The sequence below is a fragment of the Rhodococcus sp. WY5 genome (assembly GCF_018588185.1).
GTDB classification, from domain to species: domain Bacteria; phylum Actinomycetota; class Actinomycetes; order Mycobacteriales; family Mycobacteriaceae; genus Rhodococcus_F; species Rhodococcus_F qingshengii.
In genome coordinates, this window is the sequence record NZ_JAAMPR010000001.1 from 1791343 (window position 1) to 1808227 (window position 16885).

The 16885-nt window shown below is 61.4% G+C and carries 18 protein-coding genes; 12 read left to right on the forward strand and 6 right to left on the reverse strand.

The window, feature by feature from the left end:
- Nucleotides 1-147 precede the first annotated feature (147 nt).
- Complete coding sequence (locus tag G4D79_RS08180) at nucleotides 148-1236, forward strand: S-(hydroxymethyl)mycothiol dehydrogenase (RefSeq protein ID WP_099697133.1); 1089 nt, start codon at nucleotides 148-150, stop codon at nucleotides 1234-1236.
- On the forward strand, nucleotides 1233-1859 hold the full coding sequence (locus G4D79_RS08185) for an MBL fold metallo-hydrolase (protein ID WP_007730862.1): 627 nt from the start codon (nucleotides 1233-1235) through the stop codon (nucleotides 1857-1859). Before G4D79_RS08180 ends, G4D79_RS08185 begins: the two co-directional genes overlap by 4 nt.
- Nucleotides 1860-1908: 49 nt before the next feature.
- Here the strand turns inward: G4D79_RS08185 and G4D79_RS08190 are convergent, their stop codons facing one another.
- From G4D79_RS08190 to G4D79_RS08200, 3 genes are all read right to left on the reverse strand, one after another.
- Complete coding sequence (locus G4D79_RS08190; RefSeq protein WP_099697255.1) at nucleotides 1909-2883, reverse strand: phosphotransferase enzyme family protein; 975 nt, start codon at nucleotides 2881-2883, stop codon at nucleotides 1909-1911.
- A 34-nt stretch (nucleotides 2884-2917) separates the two neighbouring features.
- Nucleotides 2918-3232 (reverse strand): hypothetical protein, encoded by a 315-nt coding sequence (locus G4D79_RS08195; RefSeq protein WP_143542657.1) that lies wholly within the window; start codon nucleotides 3230-3232, stop codon nucleotides 2918-2920.
- 183 nt (nucleotides 3233-3415) lie between these two features.
- On the reverse strand, nucleotides 3416-3907 hold the full coding sequence (locus tag G4D79_RS08200) for an Lrp/AsnC family transcriptional regulator (protein ID WP_007730865.1): 492 nt from the start codon (nucleotides 3905-3907) through the stop codon (nucleotides 3416-3418).
- A 137-nt stretch (nucleotides 3908-4044) separates the two neighbouring features.
- Here G4D79_RS08200 and kynB point away from each other — a divergent pair, with 137 nt between their 5' ends.
- Genes kynB through G4D79_RS08215 form a run of 3 tightly spaced genes read left to right on the forward strand, consistent with a single transcriptional unit; the run spans nucleotide 4045 to nucleotide 7524 of the window.
- Nucleotides 4045-4776 carry an arylformamidase gene (gene kynB / locus G4D79_RS08205; protein ID WP_063315570.1) on the forward strand — a complete coding sequence of 244 codons (732 nt, stop codon included), beginning with the start codon at nucleotides 4045-4047 and terminating at the stop codon, nucleotides 4774-4776.
- Nucleotides 4773-6038 carry a kynureninase gene (gene kynU, locus G4D79_RS08210; protein WP_099697131.1) on the forward strand — a complete coding sequence of 422 codons (1266 nt, stop codon included), beginning with the start codon at nucleotides 4773-4775 and terminating at the stop codon, nucleotides 6036-6038. The genes kynB and kynU overlap by 4 nt, the downstream gene beginning before the upstream one ends.
- A gap of 52 nt (nucleotides 6039-6090) precedes the next feature.
- On the forward strand, nucleotides 6091-7524 hold the full coding sequence (locus G4D79_RS08215) for an amino acid permease (RefSeq protein ID WP_003943087.1): 1434 nt from the start codon (nucleotides 6091-6093) through the stop codon (nucleotides 7522-7524).
- 13 nt (nucleotides 7525-7537) lie between these two features.
- Here the strand turns inward: G4D79_RS08215 and G4D79_RS08220 are convergent, their stop codons facing one another.
- The gene (locus G4D79_RS08220) at nucleotides 7538-8224 is read right to left on the reverse strand and encodes a dienelactone hydrolase family protein (RefSeq protein WP_099697130.1); all 687 of its coding nucleotides are present in this window, start codon (nucleotides 8222-8224) and stop codon (nucleotides 7538-7540) included.
- A 56-nt stretch (nucleotides 8225-8280) separates the two neighbouring features.
- Here G4D79_RS08220 and G4D79_RS08225 point away from each other — a divergent pair, with 56 nt between their 5' ends.
- The 4 genes from G4D79_RS08225 to G4D79_RS08240 all read left to right on the forward strand — a co-directional run bounded on the left by G4D79_RS08225 (nucleotide 8281) and on the right by G4D79_RS08240 (nucleotide 12744).
- Nucleotides 8281-9225: a D-cysteine desulfhydrase family protein gene (locus G4D79_RS08225; protein ID WP_099697129.1), complete on the forward strand. Its 945-nt coding sequence runs from the start codon at nucleotides 8281-8283 to the stop codon at nucleotides 9223-9225.
- Nucleotides 9222-10079 (forward strand): AraC family transcriptional regulator, encoded by an 858-nt coding sequence (locus tag G4D79_RS08230; RefSeq protein ID WP_099697128.1) that lies wholly within the window; start codon nucleotides 9222-9224, stop codon nucleotides 10077-10079. Before G4D79_RS08225 ends, G4D79_RS08230 begins: the two co-directional genes overlap by 4 nt.
- Nucleotides 10080-10173: 94 nt before the next feature.
- Complete coding sequence (locus tag G4D79_RS08235; RefSeq protein WP_030536016.1) at nucleotides 10174-11157, forward strand: ABC transporter substrate-binding protein; 984 nt, start codon at nucleotides 10174-10176, stop codon at nucleotides 11155-11157.
- 420 nt (nucleotides 11158-11577) lie between these two features.
- A complete protein-coding gene (locus G4D79_RS08240; RefSeq protein ID WP_054827228.1) occupies nucleotides 11578-12744 on the forward strand; it encodes an alkane 1-monooxygenase in 1167 nt (388 codons plus the stop codon).
- Between the two features lie 36 nt (nucleotides 12745-12780).
- Here G4D79_RS08240 and G4D79_RS08245 read toward each other — a convergent pair whose 3' ends face one another.
- Nucleotides 12781-13698: a nuclear transport factor 2 family protein gene (locus G4D79_RS08245; protein WP_235867755.1), complete on the reverse strand. Its 918-nt coding sequence runs from the start codon at nucleotides 13696-13698 to the stop codon at nucleotides 12781-12783.
- 32 nt (nucleotides 13699-13730) lie between these two features.
- Entirely contained in the window at nucleotides 13731-14369 is a 639-nt protein-coding gene (locus tag G4D79_RS08250) for an NAD(P)-dependent oxidoreductase (protein WP_054827230.1), read from the reverse strand.
- A 167-nt stretch (nucleotides 14370-14536) separates the two neighbouring features.
- On the opposite strand from G4D79_RS08250, the gene G4D79_RS08255 reads away from it, so the two are divergent.
- The 3 genes from G4D79_RS08255 (at nucleotide 14537) to G4D79_RS08265 (ending at nucleotide 16866) form a co-directional block, all read left to right on the forward strand.
- Nucleotides 14537-15508 (forward strand): serine/threonine dehydratase, encoded by a 972-nt coding sequence (locus tag G4D79_RS08255; RefSeq protein WP_099697126.1) that lies wholly within the window; start codon nucleotides 14537-14539, stop codon nucleotides 15506-15508.
- A gap of 58 nt (nucleotides 15509-15566) precedes the next feature.
- The gene (locus tag G4D79_RS08260; protein WP_020971062.1) at nucleotides 15567-15968 is read left to right on the forward strand and encodes a hypothetical protein; all 402 of its coding nucleotides are present in this window, start codon (nucleotides 15567-15569) and stop codon (nucleotides 15966-15968) included.
- Nucleotides 15969-16029: 61 nt separating this feature from the next.
- Nucleotides 16030-16866 (forward strand): DUF1206 domain-containing protein, encoded by an 837-nt coding sequence (locus tag G4D79_RS08265; RefSeq protein ID WP_003943056.1) that lies wholly within the window; start codon nucleotides 16030-16032, stop codon nucleotides 16864-16866.
- Nucleotides 16867-16885 lie beyond the last annotated feature (19 nt).

Sequence of the window (16885 nt, forward strand, 5' to 3'; positions counted from 1 at the left end):
CTTTCGGCCAGGTCGGTCAGTCAGTTCGACCAGGGTTGCGGGCACCTGCTTCGGGCTAACCTTTAAACGAGTGCACATATCGCAATGTGAAAACACGGCGCCATGTGACGACACGTCCTCAAATCGCACGAAGCCAGGAGCAAAGCCATGCCACAGCAGGTACGCGGCGTCATCGCCCGATCCAAGGGTGCCCCCGTCGAAATCGTCCCCATCACGATTCCCGATCCCGGCGCCAACGAGGTAGTGGTCGCCATTGCAGCGTGCGGTGTGTGCCACACCGACCTGACCTACCGCGACGGCGGAATCAACGACGAGTACCCGTTCCTGCTCGGGCACGAGGCGTCGGGCATCGTCGAGAGCGTCGGCCCCGGTGTCACTCACGTCGAGGTGGGCGACTTCGTCGTGCTCAACTGGCGTGCCGTATGCGGGCAGTGTCGTGCGTGTAAGCGTGGCCGCCCGCAGTACTGCTTCGACACGTTCAACGCCGAGCAGAAGATGACGCTCGAAGACGGCACCGAACTGACGCCGGCACTCGGCATCGGCGCATTCGCAGACAAGACGCTCGTTCACGAAGGCCAGTGCACCAAGGTCGCCGCCTCGGCCGATCCGGCTGTCGTCGGACTGCTCGGTTGCGGCGTCATGGCCGGCATGGGTGCCGCGATGAACACCGGCAACGTCGGACGCGGTGATTCGGTGGCTGTGATCGGGTGTGGCGGCGTCGGCGACGCAGCGATCATGGGTTCACGCCTGGCCGGTGCCAATACCATCATCGCCATCGACCGGGATCCACGAAAGCTGGAGTGGGCCACGGAACTTGGTGCCACGCACACGATCAATGCCACCGAGGTCGACGACGTCGTCGAAGCGGTCCAGGAGCTGACCGGAGGTTTCGGCGCCGACGTGGTTGTCGACGCAGTCGGCCGTCCCGAGACCTGGAAGCAGGCGTTCTACGCCCGCGACCTCGCGGGAACCGTAGTGCTGGTGGGAGTTCCGACGCCGGACATGAAGCTGGAAATGCCGCTGGTGGACTTCTTCTCGCGCGGCGGAGCCCTCAAGTCGTCGTGGTACGGCGACTGCCTGCCCGAGCGTGACTTCCCCGTTCTGGTCGACCTGTACCAGCAGGGGCGTCTGCCGCTCGAGAAGTTCGTCAGCGAGCGCATCAAGCTCGACGAGGTCGAGAAGGCATTCGAGACGATGCACCGCGGCGAGGTCCTTCGTTCGGTGGTGGTCCTGTGACATTGCGAGTCGATCGCGTCGTCACCTCGGGCACGTTCAGCCTCGACGGCGGAACATGGGACGTCGACAACAACATCTGGCTGATCGGTGACGACAACGAAGTGGTGATCGTCGACGCAGCTCACACCGCGCAGCCGATCATCGACGCTGTCGGTGGACGCAAGGTGATCGGAATCGTCTGCACCCACGGCCACAACGACCACGTCACCGTTGCGCCGGAGCTGGCCGAGAAACTCGACGCTCCGATCTACCTGAACCCGGCCGACGATGTCCTCTGGGAGATGACTCACCCCGGGGTGAAGCATCTGAGCTTGGAAGATGATCAGCGTATTGCTGTGGCGGGTACGGACATTCTGGCCATCCACACACCGGGCCATTCCCCGGGGTCGACCTGCCTCTACCTGCCCGAGGCGGGGGAACTGTTCAGCGGCGACACCTTGTTCTCCGGTGGACCCGGCGCAACGGGGCGGTCGTACTCAGACTTCCCGACCATCATCGGGTCCATTCGCGACAAGCTGTTCGCGCTCCCCGCCGAGACCAAGGTTCACACCGGTCACGGCGACGGCACGACGATCGGTACCGAGGCGCCGCATCTCGAAGAATGGATCCGCGCCGGATCCTGATGTGATCAGAAGCGAAGTGGGGACGCCGGTACCGGCGTCCCCACTTTTGTCACAACGCTGATGCCCAACCGGCGGTGTCGTTCTCACCCGGGATTGCCATCAGGCCGTGCCACAGTTCGAGGATCTCGAACCATTCTGTCTCGGATCGGCTGAGGGGACGGACGGATTCGTAGCCGGCGCGCAGGCTCTGCCGTACCGCGATCGGTGTCGGTCGCCAATCGGTGAACAGGGTGCCCAGATAGACGCTTGCCTTGGCCAGGTCGCTCACCCGGTGGTCGATCACCACGTCGTCGAAGTCGAGTACTCCGGTGGTCCGAGAGTTTCGAGTCAAGATGTTGGCTGCACGGAAGTCGTTGTGTACCAGTTGAGTTTGGTCATCGAGCTCGGACGCACGCGCCAGGAGGCCCACGAGCCTACGCGTTGCCTCAGGCGCGAACCCGCGGTCGAAATTCTCGAGCCAACCACCGATGCGCTCCTTCAACCCGGTGCTGCGCGACGAGAAAACCGATCCGTCGACATGGGTGGCGCCGAGCGTTCGGTGTATTTCTGCCAGACATGCTCCTGCCGAACGGACCGCCACGCGGTCCTGCACGTCCAACCAATCTCCCGCCAACTCCGGCAGTACGGTGAATGACACTGCGCACGAAGGCCCTTCCAGTGTTTCCCGGTCCAGCAGTGTTTCCCGGTCCAATCCGTTCAGGGACGTGATTGGTGACGGAACGGGCACACCCTGCCCGGCGAGTGCGCTCAGCAGTCGCGTCGACGCCTCCAGGTTCGCGAAGCGCTCTGTGTCGCGCGACCACTTCACCACCAGCCCACCTCGGTCGCTCGCAACCCACACAATCGCGTTCTGGTCACTGATCGCCATTCGCGAGCACTCGAGGGCCGTCAATCCCCAAGTCTGCTCGAGTACCGCCGAGACCCAATGGGTGGCTGCGCCGAAGCTGTTGAATCCGAATCGCTGCTTCAGAGCGGCTTCCGACTCCACCGACTCCCAGAGCATGGACAACCCGAGTGGCAACATGCCGTTCGACTTTAGTGGGATGAACACAGTCATCTCATGCGTCATGAGCAGGTTTGCCCGATTGTGTAGCTGCGTTTTCGAGCATCTCGATTCGGTTGTTGAGCCGCTCGATCGTCATGCGCACACTCCAGATGAGTTCGACGAGGCTTTCCTGCATGACGGGGATGCCCATGATGTCCGACAACTGGCGCCACAGCGCCATAGTCGACTTTCGATGGGAATCGTATGTGACTTGTAGCGCCGCCAACTGCACCTCTGCGGGTACTTGATCCTTGACATGCGAACCGAAGGGTGGGGGTTCCTGGTCAACCCACGGCGACCATCGCGATTGGACTTCTGCCTCCGTCATCTTGGACAGTCTTTCCAGTATCTCGCGGCATGCGGCGGGTGAGGAGAACACCGTTTCGAGGCATCGGTGGTAGTCCGGGGGTTGCATTTGCTTGTGTTCCGACATTGATCAGCGCTCCGCGTACTCCGTCCGGAGACGAAGGTTACGAGAGTACACCGAATCGGCCTTGACGACAGCTGCAGTTCAGCCGCCTTGACTCAGTTCGCTGAAGATCAGGTTGGTCTGGGTATTGGCGATGGCCGGATCGTTGAGGTGCGCGCTGACGAAATCGCGAAGCCGAGTGGGGGATTCACACGACACGTGCACCAGGAGATCACGGTCCCCACTCATCAGGAACACTCGCTGAACGGAATCCAGTCCGCTCAGGTGCTCGGCAATTTCCGTCATCCGACTTCTGGCGTGGGAGTGAATCAGAATCGACACCATCGCCGAGATCTCGAGGCCGAGTAGCTCGAGGTCTATGTCTGCGTGAAACCCCTTGATGACGCCCGATTCGCGTAGAGCGCGCATCCGCGCCAGAGCGGTCGACGGCGCTATCCCGACCTTCTCGGCGAGTGCGTTGTTGGGGATGCGTGCATCCCGGACGAGTTCGCGGAGAATCGCCGTATCGACGTCGTCGAGCCGAACATGGTTCGGCCGAGCTGCGGCAGCTGCCCGTTCGATCGCATTTATCATCCGATTTCTCCCTGCCGTCGCGAAAATATTCAGCATCTATTGACCGCGCCCGTCGATGATCCTAGCTTTTGCCAAACACATCGAATTATCAAACGGTCGAGATCTACACAGTCGACTGTTGCGACGAAGGGGTCTGGATGCTTCCGAGGATCGGCCGACACGCGGGCGACGGACACACGGGCGACTGGAGGGCGCGGTTGATCGACATCAGCCCGCCGATCTCCGAATCGACGCCCGTGTGGCCAGGTGATACCGCCTTCAACCGGGCTGTCACGTCCGACCTCGGCGGCAGTGACGCCGTCACCATCAACCGAATCACCACCACTCCTCATATCGGTGCTCATGCCGATGCGCCGGCGCACACTCGCATCGACGGCGCGACCATTGGTTCCGTTCCCCTCGAGCCCTATCTCGGCGAAGCACTGGTGGTCGACATGACGGGGGTCGACGGTGCCGCCTGCATCAGGCCCGTCGAAGAGACGGTGGAGCGACTCGGCGGCCATCTGCCGCAACGGCTGATTCTGAGGACGTACCCGAAGTACCCACGCGAGTGGGACAACGACTTCGCCGGTGTATCTCCGGAGCTGACCCACTGGTTCGCCGACCGCGGTGGAGTTCTGATCGGAATCGACGGCGCCTCGTTCGATCCGATGGACAGCAAGACCATGGACGGGCACCACGCGGCAAGCGATCGTAGCGTCGCGATCCTCGAAGGACTTTGCCTCGACGACGTCGACGAAGGCTACTACGAGTTGATCGCACTGCCGCTGAAGTTCCTCGACCTCGATGCCAGCCCGGTACGGGCCGTGCTCCGGACTCTGCCTTCATCACCCTCAACGCCGACACATGCAGGAGAAGAATCGTCATGACATCGACAACCACACTTTCGTTGGAAGACTGCGTCAAGGCCGACGCAGTGGATCCCCTGAGGGAGTTCCGCCGCGAGTTCGCGATTCCGGAGGGCGTTCTCTACTTCGACGGAAACTCGCTCGGCGCGCGTCCCATTGCCGCGCAGGAATGCGCCGCGAGAGTGATCGGCGACGAGTGGGGCAACGGCTTGGTTCGCAGTTGGAACGAGGCTGGATGGTTCGACCTCCCGGTCCGCCTCGGTGACAAACTTGCCCCGTTGCTGGGAGCAGGTGAAGGCGAAGTGGTAGTAACGGATTCGACGTCGATCAACCTGTTCAAGGCATTGGCCTCCGCGCTGTCCATCGCGGCTGCTCAGGATCCCAGCCGGAAGGTGATCGTCTCCGAGCGCGACAATTTCCCCACTGACCTCTACATTGCGGAGGGCATCATCTCGCTGCTCGATCAGGGATACGAACTACGCCTGATCGACCAACCGGGCGACCTCACCGAAGCAGTAGGACCGGACACCGCCGTAGTGATGTTGTCGCACGTCAACTACCGCACCGGAAACCTGTATGCGATGACGGAAGTCACTGCAGCAGTGCAGGAACGTGGCGCCCTCATGATCTGGGATCTCGCACACTCGGCCGGCGCCGTCACTGTCGATCTGAGCGGTGCCGACGCCGACTTCGCGGTGGGGTGTACGTACAAGTACCTCAACGGTGGTCCGGGTTCACCTGCATTCATCTGGGTCAACCGTCGCCATCAGAACACCGGAATCCAGCCGCTGTCCGGGTGGTGGGGGCACGCGCGACCATTTGCGATGGAGTCGGCCTACGAACCCGGCGCAGGAATACGACGGTTTCTGAGTGGTACTCAACCCATCACGTCGTTGTCACTCGTCGAGTGTGGTCTCGACGTCATGCTCAAAGCTGACATGGCCGACATCCGCAGCAAGTCGCTCGCGCTGGCCGATCTCTTCATCAGCCTCGTCGAGGAGCGTTGCGCTGCTTACGGTTTGGAGTTGATCACGCCGCGCGAACACGAGCGTCGTGGATCGCACGTGAGTTTTGTTCATCCCGAGGGCTATTCCATCATGAAGGCTCTCATCGCGCGGGGCGTCATCGGCGACTACCGCGAACCCGGAGTGCTGAGGTTCGGTATCACTCCGCTCTATCTCGGATACGCCGACGTGTGGAACGCCGTCGACGTGTTGCGAGACATCCTCGAGAACAAGTCCTGGGATCGCCCCGAATTCCGCGAGCGCGACGCAGTCACCTGATTCTTCCAAGTTTCCGCGGACCGGGAGGTACCGCCTTTCGCAAGGAGCTTTCATGAGTGATTTCAAAAACATTCAGCAGCGAGAATCAGGTCTCAAACGCGAACTCGGCCCCAAGCAGATGAGCATGATCGCGCTCGGTGGTGCAATCGGCACCGGACTCTTCCTCGGCAGTAAGTTCGCCATCGGATTTGCCGGCCCGAGCGTCATCATCAGTTACGCGATCGGCGGGTTGATCGCCCTGCTGCTGATGGGCGCCCTCGCCGAAATGACTGTCGCGCATGCGACATCGGGTTCGTTCGGTGCGTACGCAGAGTTCTACGTCGGACCGTTGATCGGCTTCCTCGTTCGCTATCTCTACTGGTCGTGCATCGTCCTCGCGGTCGGTACCGAGGTCACCGCAATCGGTGAATATATGCAGTTCTGGTTCGCCGACGTACCGTCATGGCTGTGGATCGTGTTGTTCTCCGGGGTGCTGATCGGCGTGAACATGTTCAACGTCAAGGCCTTCGGAACGATGGAGTACTGGTTCTCGACGATCAAGGTCTTCGCGATCGTGGCATTCATCGTGATGGCAGCGTACGTAGTGTTCGGTAGCGGGAACCCGGACTACGGATTTCACAACTACACGGCCGGTGGCGGATTCTTCCCGAATGGTTTGTCCGGCATGTGGTTTGCCGTGATCGTATCGATCTTCAGCTACTTGAGCATCGAGATGATCGCCATTGCAGCCGGTGAGGCGGAAAACCCCGCGGTGGCGGTGAAGAAGGCGTTCCGTGTGACGATCGTCCGACTGTTCGTCTTCTACATCGCAACGCTTGCCCTGATTCTGGCAATCGCTCCGATGGACAAGATCTTGAGCGGCGGAAGTCCCTTCGTCACGGTGATGCAGGTCGTGAAGATCCCGGGCGCAGACAGTGTGCTGAACTTCGTGGTGATCATTGCCGCACTGTCCGCGATGAACAGTCAGTTGTACGTGTCTTCGCGAATGATGTTCTCGCTCTCACGTGCTGGTGACGCGCCGGCCATTCTCGGCAAGGTCAGGGCCAACGGCTCACCGGTCAATGCCTTGCTGCTGTCGACGTCGGGTATCGCCGTCGCAACCATCGTCTACGTGCTCTTTCCCGAGCAGGCATTCACCTTGATGATCTCGCTGTCGATGTTCGGGGCGATGGCGACGTGGCTGCTGATCTTCGTGACGCACTGGTTCTTTCGCAAGCGGATGGCAAGCGAAGGACGGACACTCTCCTTCACGATTCCGTTCTTCCCGGTGGGGACGATACTGGGAGGTGTCCTCATGGTCGCGATCCTCGTCACGACGTTGTGGGTCGAGGATTTCAAGATGACCTTGGTGTTCGGAGTACCGTTTGTCCTCGCCGTGATCGGCATCTACTACTTCACCCGCTCACGTCGGGCACAGAGTCGAGCGGTGACGGCTGAGCAGGTTCAGGACGAGATCACCGGCACGGTGGTCAAGCGGGTGCCCTGACTCGCGCTGGCAATCAAAGGGTTTCGTTGAAGAACTCCATAGTGCGGGTCCAGGCGAGGGCAGCAGAATCCGGGGCGTAGTGGCTGGTCGAAGTGTCGTTGTTGAACGCGTGGCCGGCGTCGGAATAACGGTACACCCGGGCGAGATCGGACGCGGTTGCGCGCAATTGCTCGACGCTCTCCGGCGGGATACTCGGATCCAAGTCGCCGTAATGGCCGAGCCATGGGACCTGCAGTTGCGCAGCGAGTTCGGTGCCTGCGGCAATCCCATCCCATCGGGCTTCTGCAACGCCGCCACCGTAGTACGTGACAGCGGAATCGACGAGGGGTACGGCGGCACACCACAGGGATGCGGTGCCGCCCATGCAGAATCCGAGGGAGCCGACTTTGTCTGCTCCCTCGGATCGGCTGTAGTCGACGGCGGCACGTACGTCGTGGCCGATGCTTGTGCTGTCGAGTGCCATGAGCGCATCCTTCGCGGACGGGAAGTCGGTGAAGGAGGTCTGTGCGCCGCGGTGGTAGAGATGCGGGGCGACGGCAAGGTAGCCGGCATCGACGAGGCGTTCGAGGATGCTCTCGATGTGTTGGTTCACGCCCCACGCTTCTTGGAGAACTACTACCGCATGTCTCGGTTCACTCGGCGAATCCGGTCGGCTGACGGTCAGCGGTACATCACGTGTGGTCGTCGTGAAAGTTCCCATGTCCCGACTGTATGCGAGCCCAGCCTGTAGGTGCACGGTCGAACTAGACTCGTCAAATGTTGAGTTCCGCCGTTCCGCCGATCAGCTTGGGCAGTTGGCCGACGCCCGTCGAACCTCTGGCGCGTTGCGCGCAGGCACTCGGATTGGGGCCGGAAGATCTGTGGATCAAACGTGACGACGTCACTGGCCTGGGCGGCGGCGGCAACAAGATCCGAAAGCTGCAGTACACCTGCGCTCAGGCTTTGGCCGTCGGCGCGACGACTCTGATCACTACCGGTGCACCGCAAAGCAATCACGCTCGCTTGACTGCGTCGGCAGCAGCCCGTTTGGGATTGCGTTGTGTGCTGGTGCTCGGTGGTGCCGAGCCGGAATCCGCGCAGGGAAATCTCGTTCTGGATGCACTCGCGGGCGCTGAGATCGTCTGGGCCGGTGCGGACACGGCATCCGCGCTCGACGCCGCGGTGCAGGCCGTCGCGGACTCGGGCGGTGTACCTTTTGTCATTCCCTTCGGTGGTACCAGCGCGGTGGCTGCGCAGGGATACGTGGACTGCGCACGCGAGATCGAACAGCAACTCGCCGGCGTCGATCGCGTCGTGGTTGCACTCGGATCGGGTGGAACGATGGCAGGCCTTGTCGCGCATCTGGGCGTCGACAGAGTTGTGGGCGTCGACGTCGGGGCTGTTGCCGACCCGGTGTCGACTGTCGCTGGGTTGTTGGACGAGATGCCTGGTCCGACCGCGCGAGCCGCAGATCTTCAGATCCTGCGAAACCAAGTTGGACAAGGATATTCGACGCTCACGGAAGCATCAGCCGGCGCGATCCGATGTTTGGCTCGTACTGAGGGCATCTTCCTCGACCCGACGTACACCGGCCGAGCCTTTGCGGGATTGATCCAACTCGTGAAGGACGAAGCCATCATTGCGGGATCAAAAACGGTCTTCCTGCACACCGGTGGGTTGCCTGGCCTGTTCGGACATCCCGAACTGTCGACGCTGCGGTGAGCGAGCAGATCGACTACCCGCTCAGCAGTCCGCTCGACGAACTGTCCGAGTGGCAACGCGTCGTTCGACCGCTGCGCGTCAGTGCCGACGGGTACTTGCGGTTGGCGACCAATCGGCTGGCCGTCGATTCCGACTTCACGTGGGAGATGCACCGCCACAGCGATCACGAATTGCTGTGGGCGATCGACGGTGTTCTCGAGGTCCGTACTCCGGAGACTGTGTACACGGTGCCGAGCGGAGTCAGTCTGTGGATCCCGTCCTTTGTTCCCCACGAGGTGACGGCGCGCAGCGGCACAGAATTGTCGTGCACGTGGTTGGTGGCATCCGATGTGACCGGGTTGGATCGTGTGGTGGCCTTGTCCACCCCTCCACTGCTCGAACAAGTACTCGATCACCTCACCCGAGACGACTTGACGGACGCGGCGCGTCGGCGAGCCGAGGCGTTTGCCATCGATCTCGTCGAACCCGTTCCACGACTGATTTTCGATGTACCGCTGCCGACGACGCCGTGGCTTCGGCAGATCGCAGACCAGTTGGTTGCCAGCCCGGCCGACACCCGATCGGTCGAGGAGTGGGCCACCGACGCAAAAGTCAGTACGAGGACTCTCACACGAAGGTTTCCGGCCGAGACCGGATTGACCTTCTCGGAATGGCGTATGCGATTGCGGGCTCATCACGCGATGCAACTTCTGGCACTCGGTCGAAGCATCTCGTTTGTGGCGCGGAAGACGGGTTTTCGTTCCGAAAGCGCGTTCGGTGCGGCTTTTCGTCGAACGATGGGCGTGACGCCGGGGGAGTTTGCAAGCCTGATCGATCATCCGCGCGCGCCAATGACCGATTGGCTACAGGACTAGTCCGAACAGCGACTCTAAGCGCCTCGATCGGACTTGTGCCGTGCCGCAGAATGAACTTAGGGTTGGCTAAACAATCACCCTGTAGGAGTTCTGCGTGCGCGCAATTCGATCATTTTCTTTCGGTTCCAGAGTCATCGCAGCGGCGGCGGTTGCCGTCGTAGGTGCGATGGTGGTGACCGGCTGTTCCTCGTCGTCGGCCGACTCCGAGCAGACGGACGTCCGGACCGTCGCGTCGGCGTACGGGGACATCGAGGTGCCGGTTTCACCTGAGCGCGTCGTCGCCGCGTCGTACGACACTCCTTGGCAGCTCATGTCTCTCGGAGTGAAACCGGCTGCTGTGCAGGACTACGGCAAGTGGATCAGTGAATTCACGCCGGAGCAGCAGGCCTTCGTCGACGGGCTCCCGACCATCGGGCCTTTCGGGGAAATGAACTTCGAAGCGATCGCTGCGGCGGATCCCGACATCATTGTCGGCGACGCCGACGAGGTGGACCAAGCGGCGTTCGACCGTCTGTCCGGCATTGCACCCACCGTCATCGTCAAGGGAGAGAGCCGAGGCGACTGGAAGAAGATCACCACCGAGCTTGCTGAGGCAATTGGCAAGACCGACGTGCTCGAGTCGACGCGGACTGCTTACGAAGAGAATCTCGAACGTGTCCGTGGCGAGTACGCCGACGTGATCGCGACCAACAAGTGGATTCACATTTCACTCGGAGACGCGCCCGGCGCTTTCTCGGTTCAGCAGCCCACCGGTGCGATCGGCAATTTGGTGGTCAACGAACTCGGATTGGCGTACGGGCCCGGTGTTCCGACCAATTACACCGATGCCGGATACGCGTCCTATCCGATGGAGCAGTTGGCCGACATCCTGAACGGCGTGACGGTCGTGCTGTATCCGCTGAACGCGGACGGGTCGACCAGTGCGGCGGTTCAGGCGGTCCTCGACGACAACCTCTTCACGAGGCTGCCGGCGGCGCAGGCCGGGCACGTCTTCGGATTGCAGTCGAGCGTCACAGACTTCGTGACCGCGAACGGTTGGCTGAACGAAGTGAAAACGAAGGTGTTTGCAACGCTCTGACGCTTGCTCACCTTTTCACTGCGTGCCCGCAACTGACCAGTTGAGGGCGCGCAGTCTTTTTGGTCGCCACTACGAGCGGAAATCCTGTCCTCTGCTTATGATTTCTGTCACTGCCGGTTACCGTTACTTCGACGAGGGCGACGCGGTTCGACCTTGCCTTGGCAGGGATCATCGATCCTCGGCGACGTGCGGAGGTGGTCGCCATCCCCGCAGATCCGTGGGGTATTTTGTCCGTATCTACTGTCGGGGTGAGCAGTGATGTGCGGGGGAGTTTTTGGTGAGTACAAGCGCTCGTGCCGTCTTTCGAGCAGGGCGCTCTGGATTTCGGGACCATACCCGTCCGGACGTTAGTTCTGGTTTGCTGAGCGTGAACGGTGCGTGGGGCGAATCGTTCGAGGGGACGAAAGGCGAGATCGGCGAATGACAGCGACTTCCGACGCACGGCGTACCGAATCGAACGCTGTCCAGAACACCGACTCGCCGTCCGGCGAAAATCCGCGCTGGCGCGACCGCAAGAGGTACCTGTGGCCGCTCGGATTGCTGATTCCACTCAGCCCGTTCCTCTCCTGGTTTCTCGTCGACAACCTTCGTCTCGGATTGTTCTGGGCGACCGGCGCGTGGCTACTGGTCATCGTCATCCCGATCATCGACATGTTGGCCGGTGAAGACGGCGAAAGTCCGCCGGACGATGCGATCCCACGACTGCAGAAAGACCGCTACTACCGCTGGTGCACTTACGCGTTCCTCCCCTTGCAATACGCCGGTCTGGTCTTCGCCTGCTGGTGCTGGATCAACGCTCCGATGGGAATCGCGGAGAAGATCGCGATGTCGTTCACGGTGGGCGTCGTCGCCGGCGTCGGTATCAACGCGGCCCACGAGCTCGGCCACAAGAGCGAGAAGATCGAACAGTGGCTCGCGAAAGTGGCGCTTGCGCAATCTCTCTACGGGCACTTCTACGTGGAACACAATTTCGGCCACCATGTGCGTGTAGCTACTCCGCAGGACCCGGCCAGCTCACGGTTCGGTGAGAGCTTCTGGAGGTTCTTGCCACGAAGTGTGTTCGGCGGGCTGCGTTCGGCATGGCGCATCGAGAGCGCTCGACTCCAGAGGAAAGGCAAACGAACCTGGAGCTTCGAGAACAATATTCTCAACGCTTGGGCGATGAGTGTTGTCCTCTTCGCGACGCTGATCGGTATCTTCGGTTGGGAGGTCGCGCCCTGGCTCCTGCTGCAGGCAGTTGCCGGATTCACCTTCCTCGAAGCCGCGAACTACCTCGAGCATTACGGCCTGCTGCGTGGCAAGCGTGCCGACGGCTCGTACGTTCGCTGCAGCCCCGCTGACAGTTGGAACAGCGATCACGTCGTGAGCAATCTGTTTCTCTACCAACTGCAGCGGCACAGCGATCACCACGCCAACCCGAAGCTGCGGTACCAAAGTCTGCGTAGCGCGGCCGAAGCGCCGCAACTTCCGGCCGGCTACGCAGTGATGATCGTGATCGCGTGGATTCCACCGCTGTGGCGCCGGGTGATGGATCAGAGATTGTTGGACTACTACGACGGCGACACAGAACGAATCAACGTCGGCTGATCCGCATCCCTCTCTGAACTGTTCGGAGTTGTCGTCTCAGCGACCGTCGTCCCACACGGTGTTGCCGCTTGCAGTCGTCGACGGGTAGTCCTGGACGGCGTCCCAATGCTCGACGATTTTGCCGTTCTCGTCGAATCGGAAGATGTCCATCGAGCCGCTGCCGGCCGTTCCCCCACCGGACGAAGCGAAGGTCTGAACAAAGACGAAGTCGCCCTCGGCTACCGTCCGTGGAAACTTGGTGGCCTTGTCTCCGGTAACGGGTTCGATTCCGGCCAGCGCGGTGACAAATGCGTCCTTGCCGTCAGCGAACGAGGGGTTGTGCTGGGTGTAGGTCGGACCGACCAGCTGGTCGGCAGCCTCGGCGGCTTTGCCCTCGTTGAAGGCGAGCTGCAGGAACGTCAACGCGTTGGCCGTGTTGCGCTCCAAGACTTCTGACGACTTGGACGGCGACGAGGTGGGTCCGTCGAACATCGTGTTCGGATTCGCGGACGTTTCCGGCACGTCTTGAATGGCATCCCAGTGTTCGACGATCTTGCCGTTGTCGACGCGGAAGATGTCGAATACGGCCTGGCCGCGGTCGCCGGGTGCAGACGTGGTGTGAGACTGGAGGGCAACCAGATCGCCCTCGGCGAAAACGCGAGTGATCTCGACGTGCAATCCGGGTGTGGCCTCGACGTAACCGCCTATGCCGCTGACAAATCCAGCTGCCCCATCGGCGGCGGTGGGGTTGTGTTGGATGTAGACGTCGCCAATGTACCGGTCGGCGGCTTGCTGAACCTGACGGCTGTTGAACGCCAGTTCGTAGAAATCCGTGACGATGGTCTTGTTGGATTCGAGTTGATCGCCCTGTTCGGCAACAACGCTCGTGGACGTCGTAGAACTGCTGGGCGTTGCGGATTCCGCGTCGTTGGAGCACGCAGTGAGCAGGAGTGCGGCGGCAGCGGGAACAGTCATCCAGGCTGCGCGCCTACGAAGGTTGCTCATATTCAGTGTGCGACGGTGAAACGCTGGCGACGGTGGGCCGGAGTCTCGATCTCGTCGACAAAAGCGTGTGCGTAGTCTTCGCCCGCGATGGCGGAGTTGCCCTCGGCGTCCGTCAGGAGGATGTCGCCACCCACCTGGAAGGATCCCTTCGGAGCGACGCCGGCATGTGCGCCGAATGCTGCGGCCGGGCTCACGTAGAACCAGTCGACATTGCTGTCGGTCGCGCGGAGCGCATCGAGGACGTCGGCGTGAGCGAGTGCCTCACCCTTGTATGCGTCCGGGAAGTCGGGGGTGTCGACGACGCGTGGCCCACCCTCGGAGACCAACAGGCTGCCGGCGCCACCGACTACGGCAATGCGAGCACCGTTGCGTGCGGCGGCATCTGCGAGGGGAGTGACGGCGTCGAGCAGGCGCTTGCCGTCGATCTCGCGAGCGGGGATGGCAACGACAACGACGTCGTTGTCTGCCGTGATCTGCTCCACGATCGTGTTGTCGTGAACAGAACCCTGCACGACATTCGTGTCGGTTCCGGACTGCGCGCTGCGAGCGACGACGGTTACCTCGTGGCCGCGTGAAGCGGCTTCCTTCGCGATTGCGCTTCCTGCAAAACCGTTTCCACCGAATACTGCGATCTTCGACATGGGGTGTGCCTTTCCTTGACGTCGTCGTTGTGCTTGTAGTAGTAAATTTATTCACCCCGAGGTGCATTGTCTCGGTCAGATGCGGGCATTCCTTGGTGAAAAACAGACATCATGATGACGATGGGCCGACTGCTTCGGGTCGACGTTGCGAACCGTAGGGTTGGTACATGACTCTCACCGCCGACAACAATGCAGGTCCAGTGGCAATCGAGCGCTCGGACGTCGAAGCTGCACGGACTCGTATCGCAGGACTGGCGCGGCGTACTCCGATCTTTCGCACTGCGCTACCGACACCACACGGTGAGGTGCCGGTTCTGTTCAAGCTCGAGTACCTCCAGCACGGCGGTTCCTTCAAAGTGCGCGGCAGTCTCAATGCAGTGGAACGAGCGGTCGCCGACGGCACCATGCCCGATGCCGGCGTGGTGATCGCGTCTGGCGGCAACGCTGCAATCGGGGCCGCATGGGCAGCGCGGCGACGAGGACTCACCTGCACAGTGGTGGTGCCGGAGACAGCGCCTGATGCCAAGGTGAAGGCTCTCGGAGAGTTGGGTGCAACCGTTCACAAGGTAGGCGACCGGTATGCACTCGCTGCTGCCGCTGCGGCGGACATCGCACGCACCAGCGGTGCGCTCGAACTGCACGCCTACGACCTGCCCGACATCGTCAGTGGGGCCGGCACCATCGCTCTCGAGCTCGAAGACGACGCATCCGGACCGATCACGTATTGCGTTGCAGTCGGCGGCGGCGGGTTGGTCTCTGGAATCGTCGCGGCGGCTCGTCCCGAAGATCACGTGGTAGCCGTCGAGCCGACCGGGGCTGCCACCTTGCGCACCTCGCTCGATGCGGGGCGTCCGGTGGATATCGAAGTAAACAGTATCGCCGGAGACTCGTTGGGGGCTAAACGAATTGGTGCCATCGCCTGGGAGACACTGCATGAGAGTTCGGTAGATAGTGTTGTGGTCGAAGATGATTCGATCCGGCAAGCGCGGGCATTCCTGTGGCGGGAGTTCCGGATTCTGGTGGAGTTGGGAACCGCAGCAGCATTGGCTCCGGTTCTGAACGGAACGGTGTCGCCGCCGTCCGACGGTGAACTGTGCGTGGTTCTATGCGGAGCCAACACACATCCGACCGACCTGTAATTTCAGCGTATTTGTTTGCCTGCGTGTGAGAAAGTCGCAGGTGGGTACCTCTCGCAGTATGAGTACCAGCAGCATTATCTGGATAATTGTTGCCGTGGTCGTGGTGATAGCGATCGTGGCCGCACTCCTGTGGGTGGCGCGAAACAGGCGTGACGAGCGTCGTCACATCGAGGCAGAACAGATCCGCGAAGACGTCGCAGACAAGTCACTGCAAGTAGGCGAGCGCGAGGCGCGGGCAGAAGAGACAGCAGCCAAAGCGCGCATGGTGCAGGCAGAGGCCGACGCCAAAGCGGCGGAAGCGTCTGCGCTGCAACATCATGCAGCGCAGCATCGGAAAGAGGCGACGAGTTCTCGCGAGGAACTGAACCAGCAACGAGATCATGCAGACACGATCGACCCCAAGGTTCCCAACCCCGAAGAACCGCGGTCGACGCCGGATCAGAACCCTCGAAACCCTTGATCTCGAAACACTTGATGCAGGCGTTCGAGGGAAGCGTCTGCCCGTATATGGTTCGACGATCATGATGAATAAAGAATCGTCACCGCACGACCAGAAGAGCGTCGCGTCCACGGCGGCTGACGTCGCACAGAACAATGTCTTCGAGCGCTTTGCCCGTGCCGGATTCGTCGTCAGCGGTGTGGTTCATCTGCTGATCGGATATATCGCGATCCGCCTTGCTCTCGGTGGATCCGGGTCTGCGGACCAATCGGGTGCGATGGCCGAGTTGGCAGGAAAGCCAGGGGGTGTCTTCGCTCTGTGGGTCGGCGTCGTGGCCTTCCTTGCTATGGCGTTGTGGAGATTGGCCGAAGCTGCGTTGGGAAGCTCGTCGTCGCCGTCCTCTGACGACAAGAAGAAAGAGTTCTTCAACCGCGCAAAGGCTCTGGGCATTTCGCTCGTCTATTTCGGTTTTGCGTTCACTGCATTCGGATTCGCCCGCGGTAGCGGGAAGTCCAGCAGCGGTCAGAGTGCGGGGATCACGGCGCGTTTGATGGAGAACACGCTTGGAACTATCGCATTGGTGATCGGCGGGATCGCGATCATTGCCGTTGGTGTGTACCACGTGTACAAGGGCGCGAGCCAGAACTTCCTCGATGATCTGAAAGGCACACCCAGCAACTTCGTGCGCCGACTCGGAACCGTCGGGTACGTCGCCAAGGGCTTGGCCATCGCTGCAGTCGGCATTCTGGTTCTTCTTGCGGTCAACAGTTCCGAACCCGGCAAGTCCTCCGGACTCGACGGAGCGTTCAAGACGCTGGGCGCGCAGCCGTACGGAGTGGCGCTGCTGATCCTTGCCGGATTGGGCATCATCACCTACGGGCTCTACTGCTTCGTGATGGCACGCTCGACGAAGATGTAGCGCCCGTAGGTAAGTGGGC

Bases quoted from the DNA above. Each gene is read 5' to 3' on its own strand.
- G4D79_RS08180 (WP_099697133.1), top strand. From the start codon at position 148: ATGCCACAGCAGGTACGCGGCGTCATCGCCCGATCCAAGGGTGCCCCC.
- G4D79_RS08190 (WP_099697255.1), bottom strand. From the start codon at position 2,883: ATGTTGCCACTCGGGTTGTCCATGCTCTGGGAGTCGGTGGAGTCGGAA.
- G4D79_RS08195 (WP_143542657.1), bottom strand. From the start codon at position 3,232: ATGACGGAGGCAGAAGTCCAATCGCGATGGTCGCCGTGGGTTGACCAG.
- G4D79_RS08200 (WP_007730865.1), bottom strand. From the start codon at position 3,907: ATGATAAATGCGATCGAACGGGCAGCTGCCGCAGCTCGGCCGAACCAT.
- kynB (WP_063315570.1), top strand. From the start codon at position 4,045: ATGCTTCCGAGGATCGGCCGACACGCGGGCGACGGACACACGGGCGAC.
- kynU (WP_099697131.1), top strand. From the start codon at position 4,773: ATGACATCGACAACCACACTTTCGTTGGAAGACTGCGTCAAGGCCGAC.
- G4D79_RS08215 (WP_003943087.1), top strand. From the start codon at position 6,091: ATGAGTGATTTCAAAAACATTCAGCAGCGAGAATCAGGTCTCAAACGC.
- G4D79_RS08220 (WP_099697130.1), bottom strand. From the start codon at position 8,224: ATGGGAACTTTCACGACGACCACACGTGATGTACCGCTGACCGTCAGC.
- G4D79_RS08225 (WP_099697129.1), top strand. From the start codon at position 8,281: ATGTTGAGTTCCGCCGTTCCGCCGATCAGCTTGGGCAGTTGGCCGACG.
- G4D79_RS08240 (WP_054827228.1), top strand. From the start codon at position 11,578: ATGACAGCGACTTCCGACGCACGGCGTACCGAATCGAACGCTGTCCAG.
- G4D79_RS08245 (WP_235867755.1), bottom strand. From the start codon at position 13,698: ATGACTGTTCCCGCTGCCGCCGCACTCCTGCTCACTGCGTGCTCCAAC.
- G4D79_RS08250 (WP_054827230.1), bottom strand. From the start codon at position 14,369: ATGTCGAAGATCGCAGTATTCGGTGGAAACGGTTTTGCAGGAAGCGCA.
- G4D79_RS08255 (WP_099697126.1), top strand. From the start codon at position 14,537: ATGACTCTCACCGCCGACAACAATGCAGGTCCAGTGGCAATCGAGCGC.
- G4D79_RS08260 (WP_020971062.1), top strand. From the start codon at position 15,567: ATGAGTACCAGCAGCATTATCTGGATAATTGTTGCCGTGGTCGTGGTG.
- G4D79_RS08265 (WP_003943056.1), top strand. From the start codon at position 16,030: ATGATGAATAAAGAATCGTCACCGCACGACCAGAAGAGCGTCGCGTCC.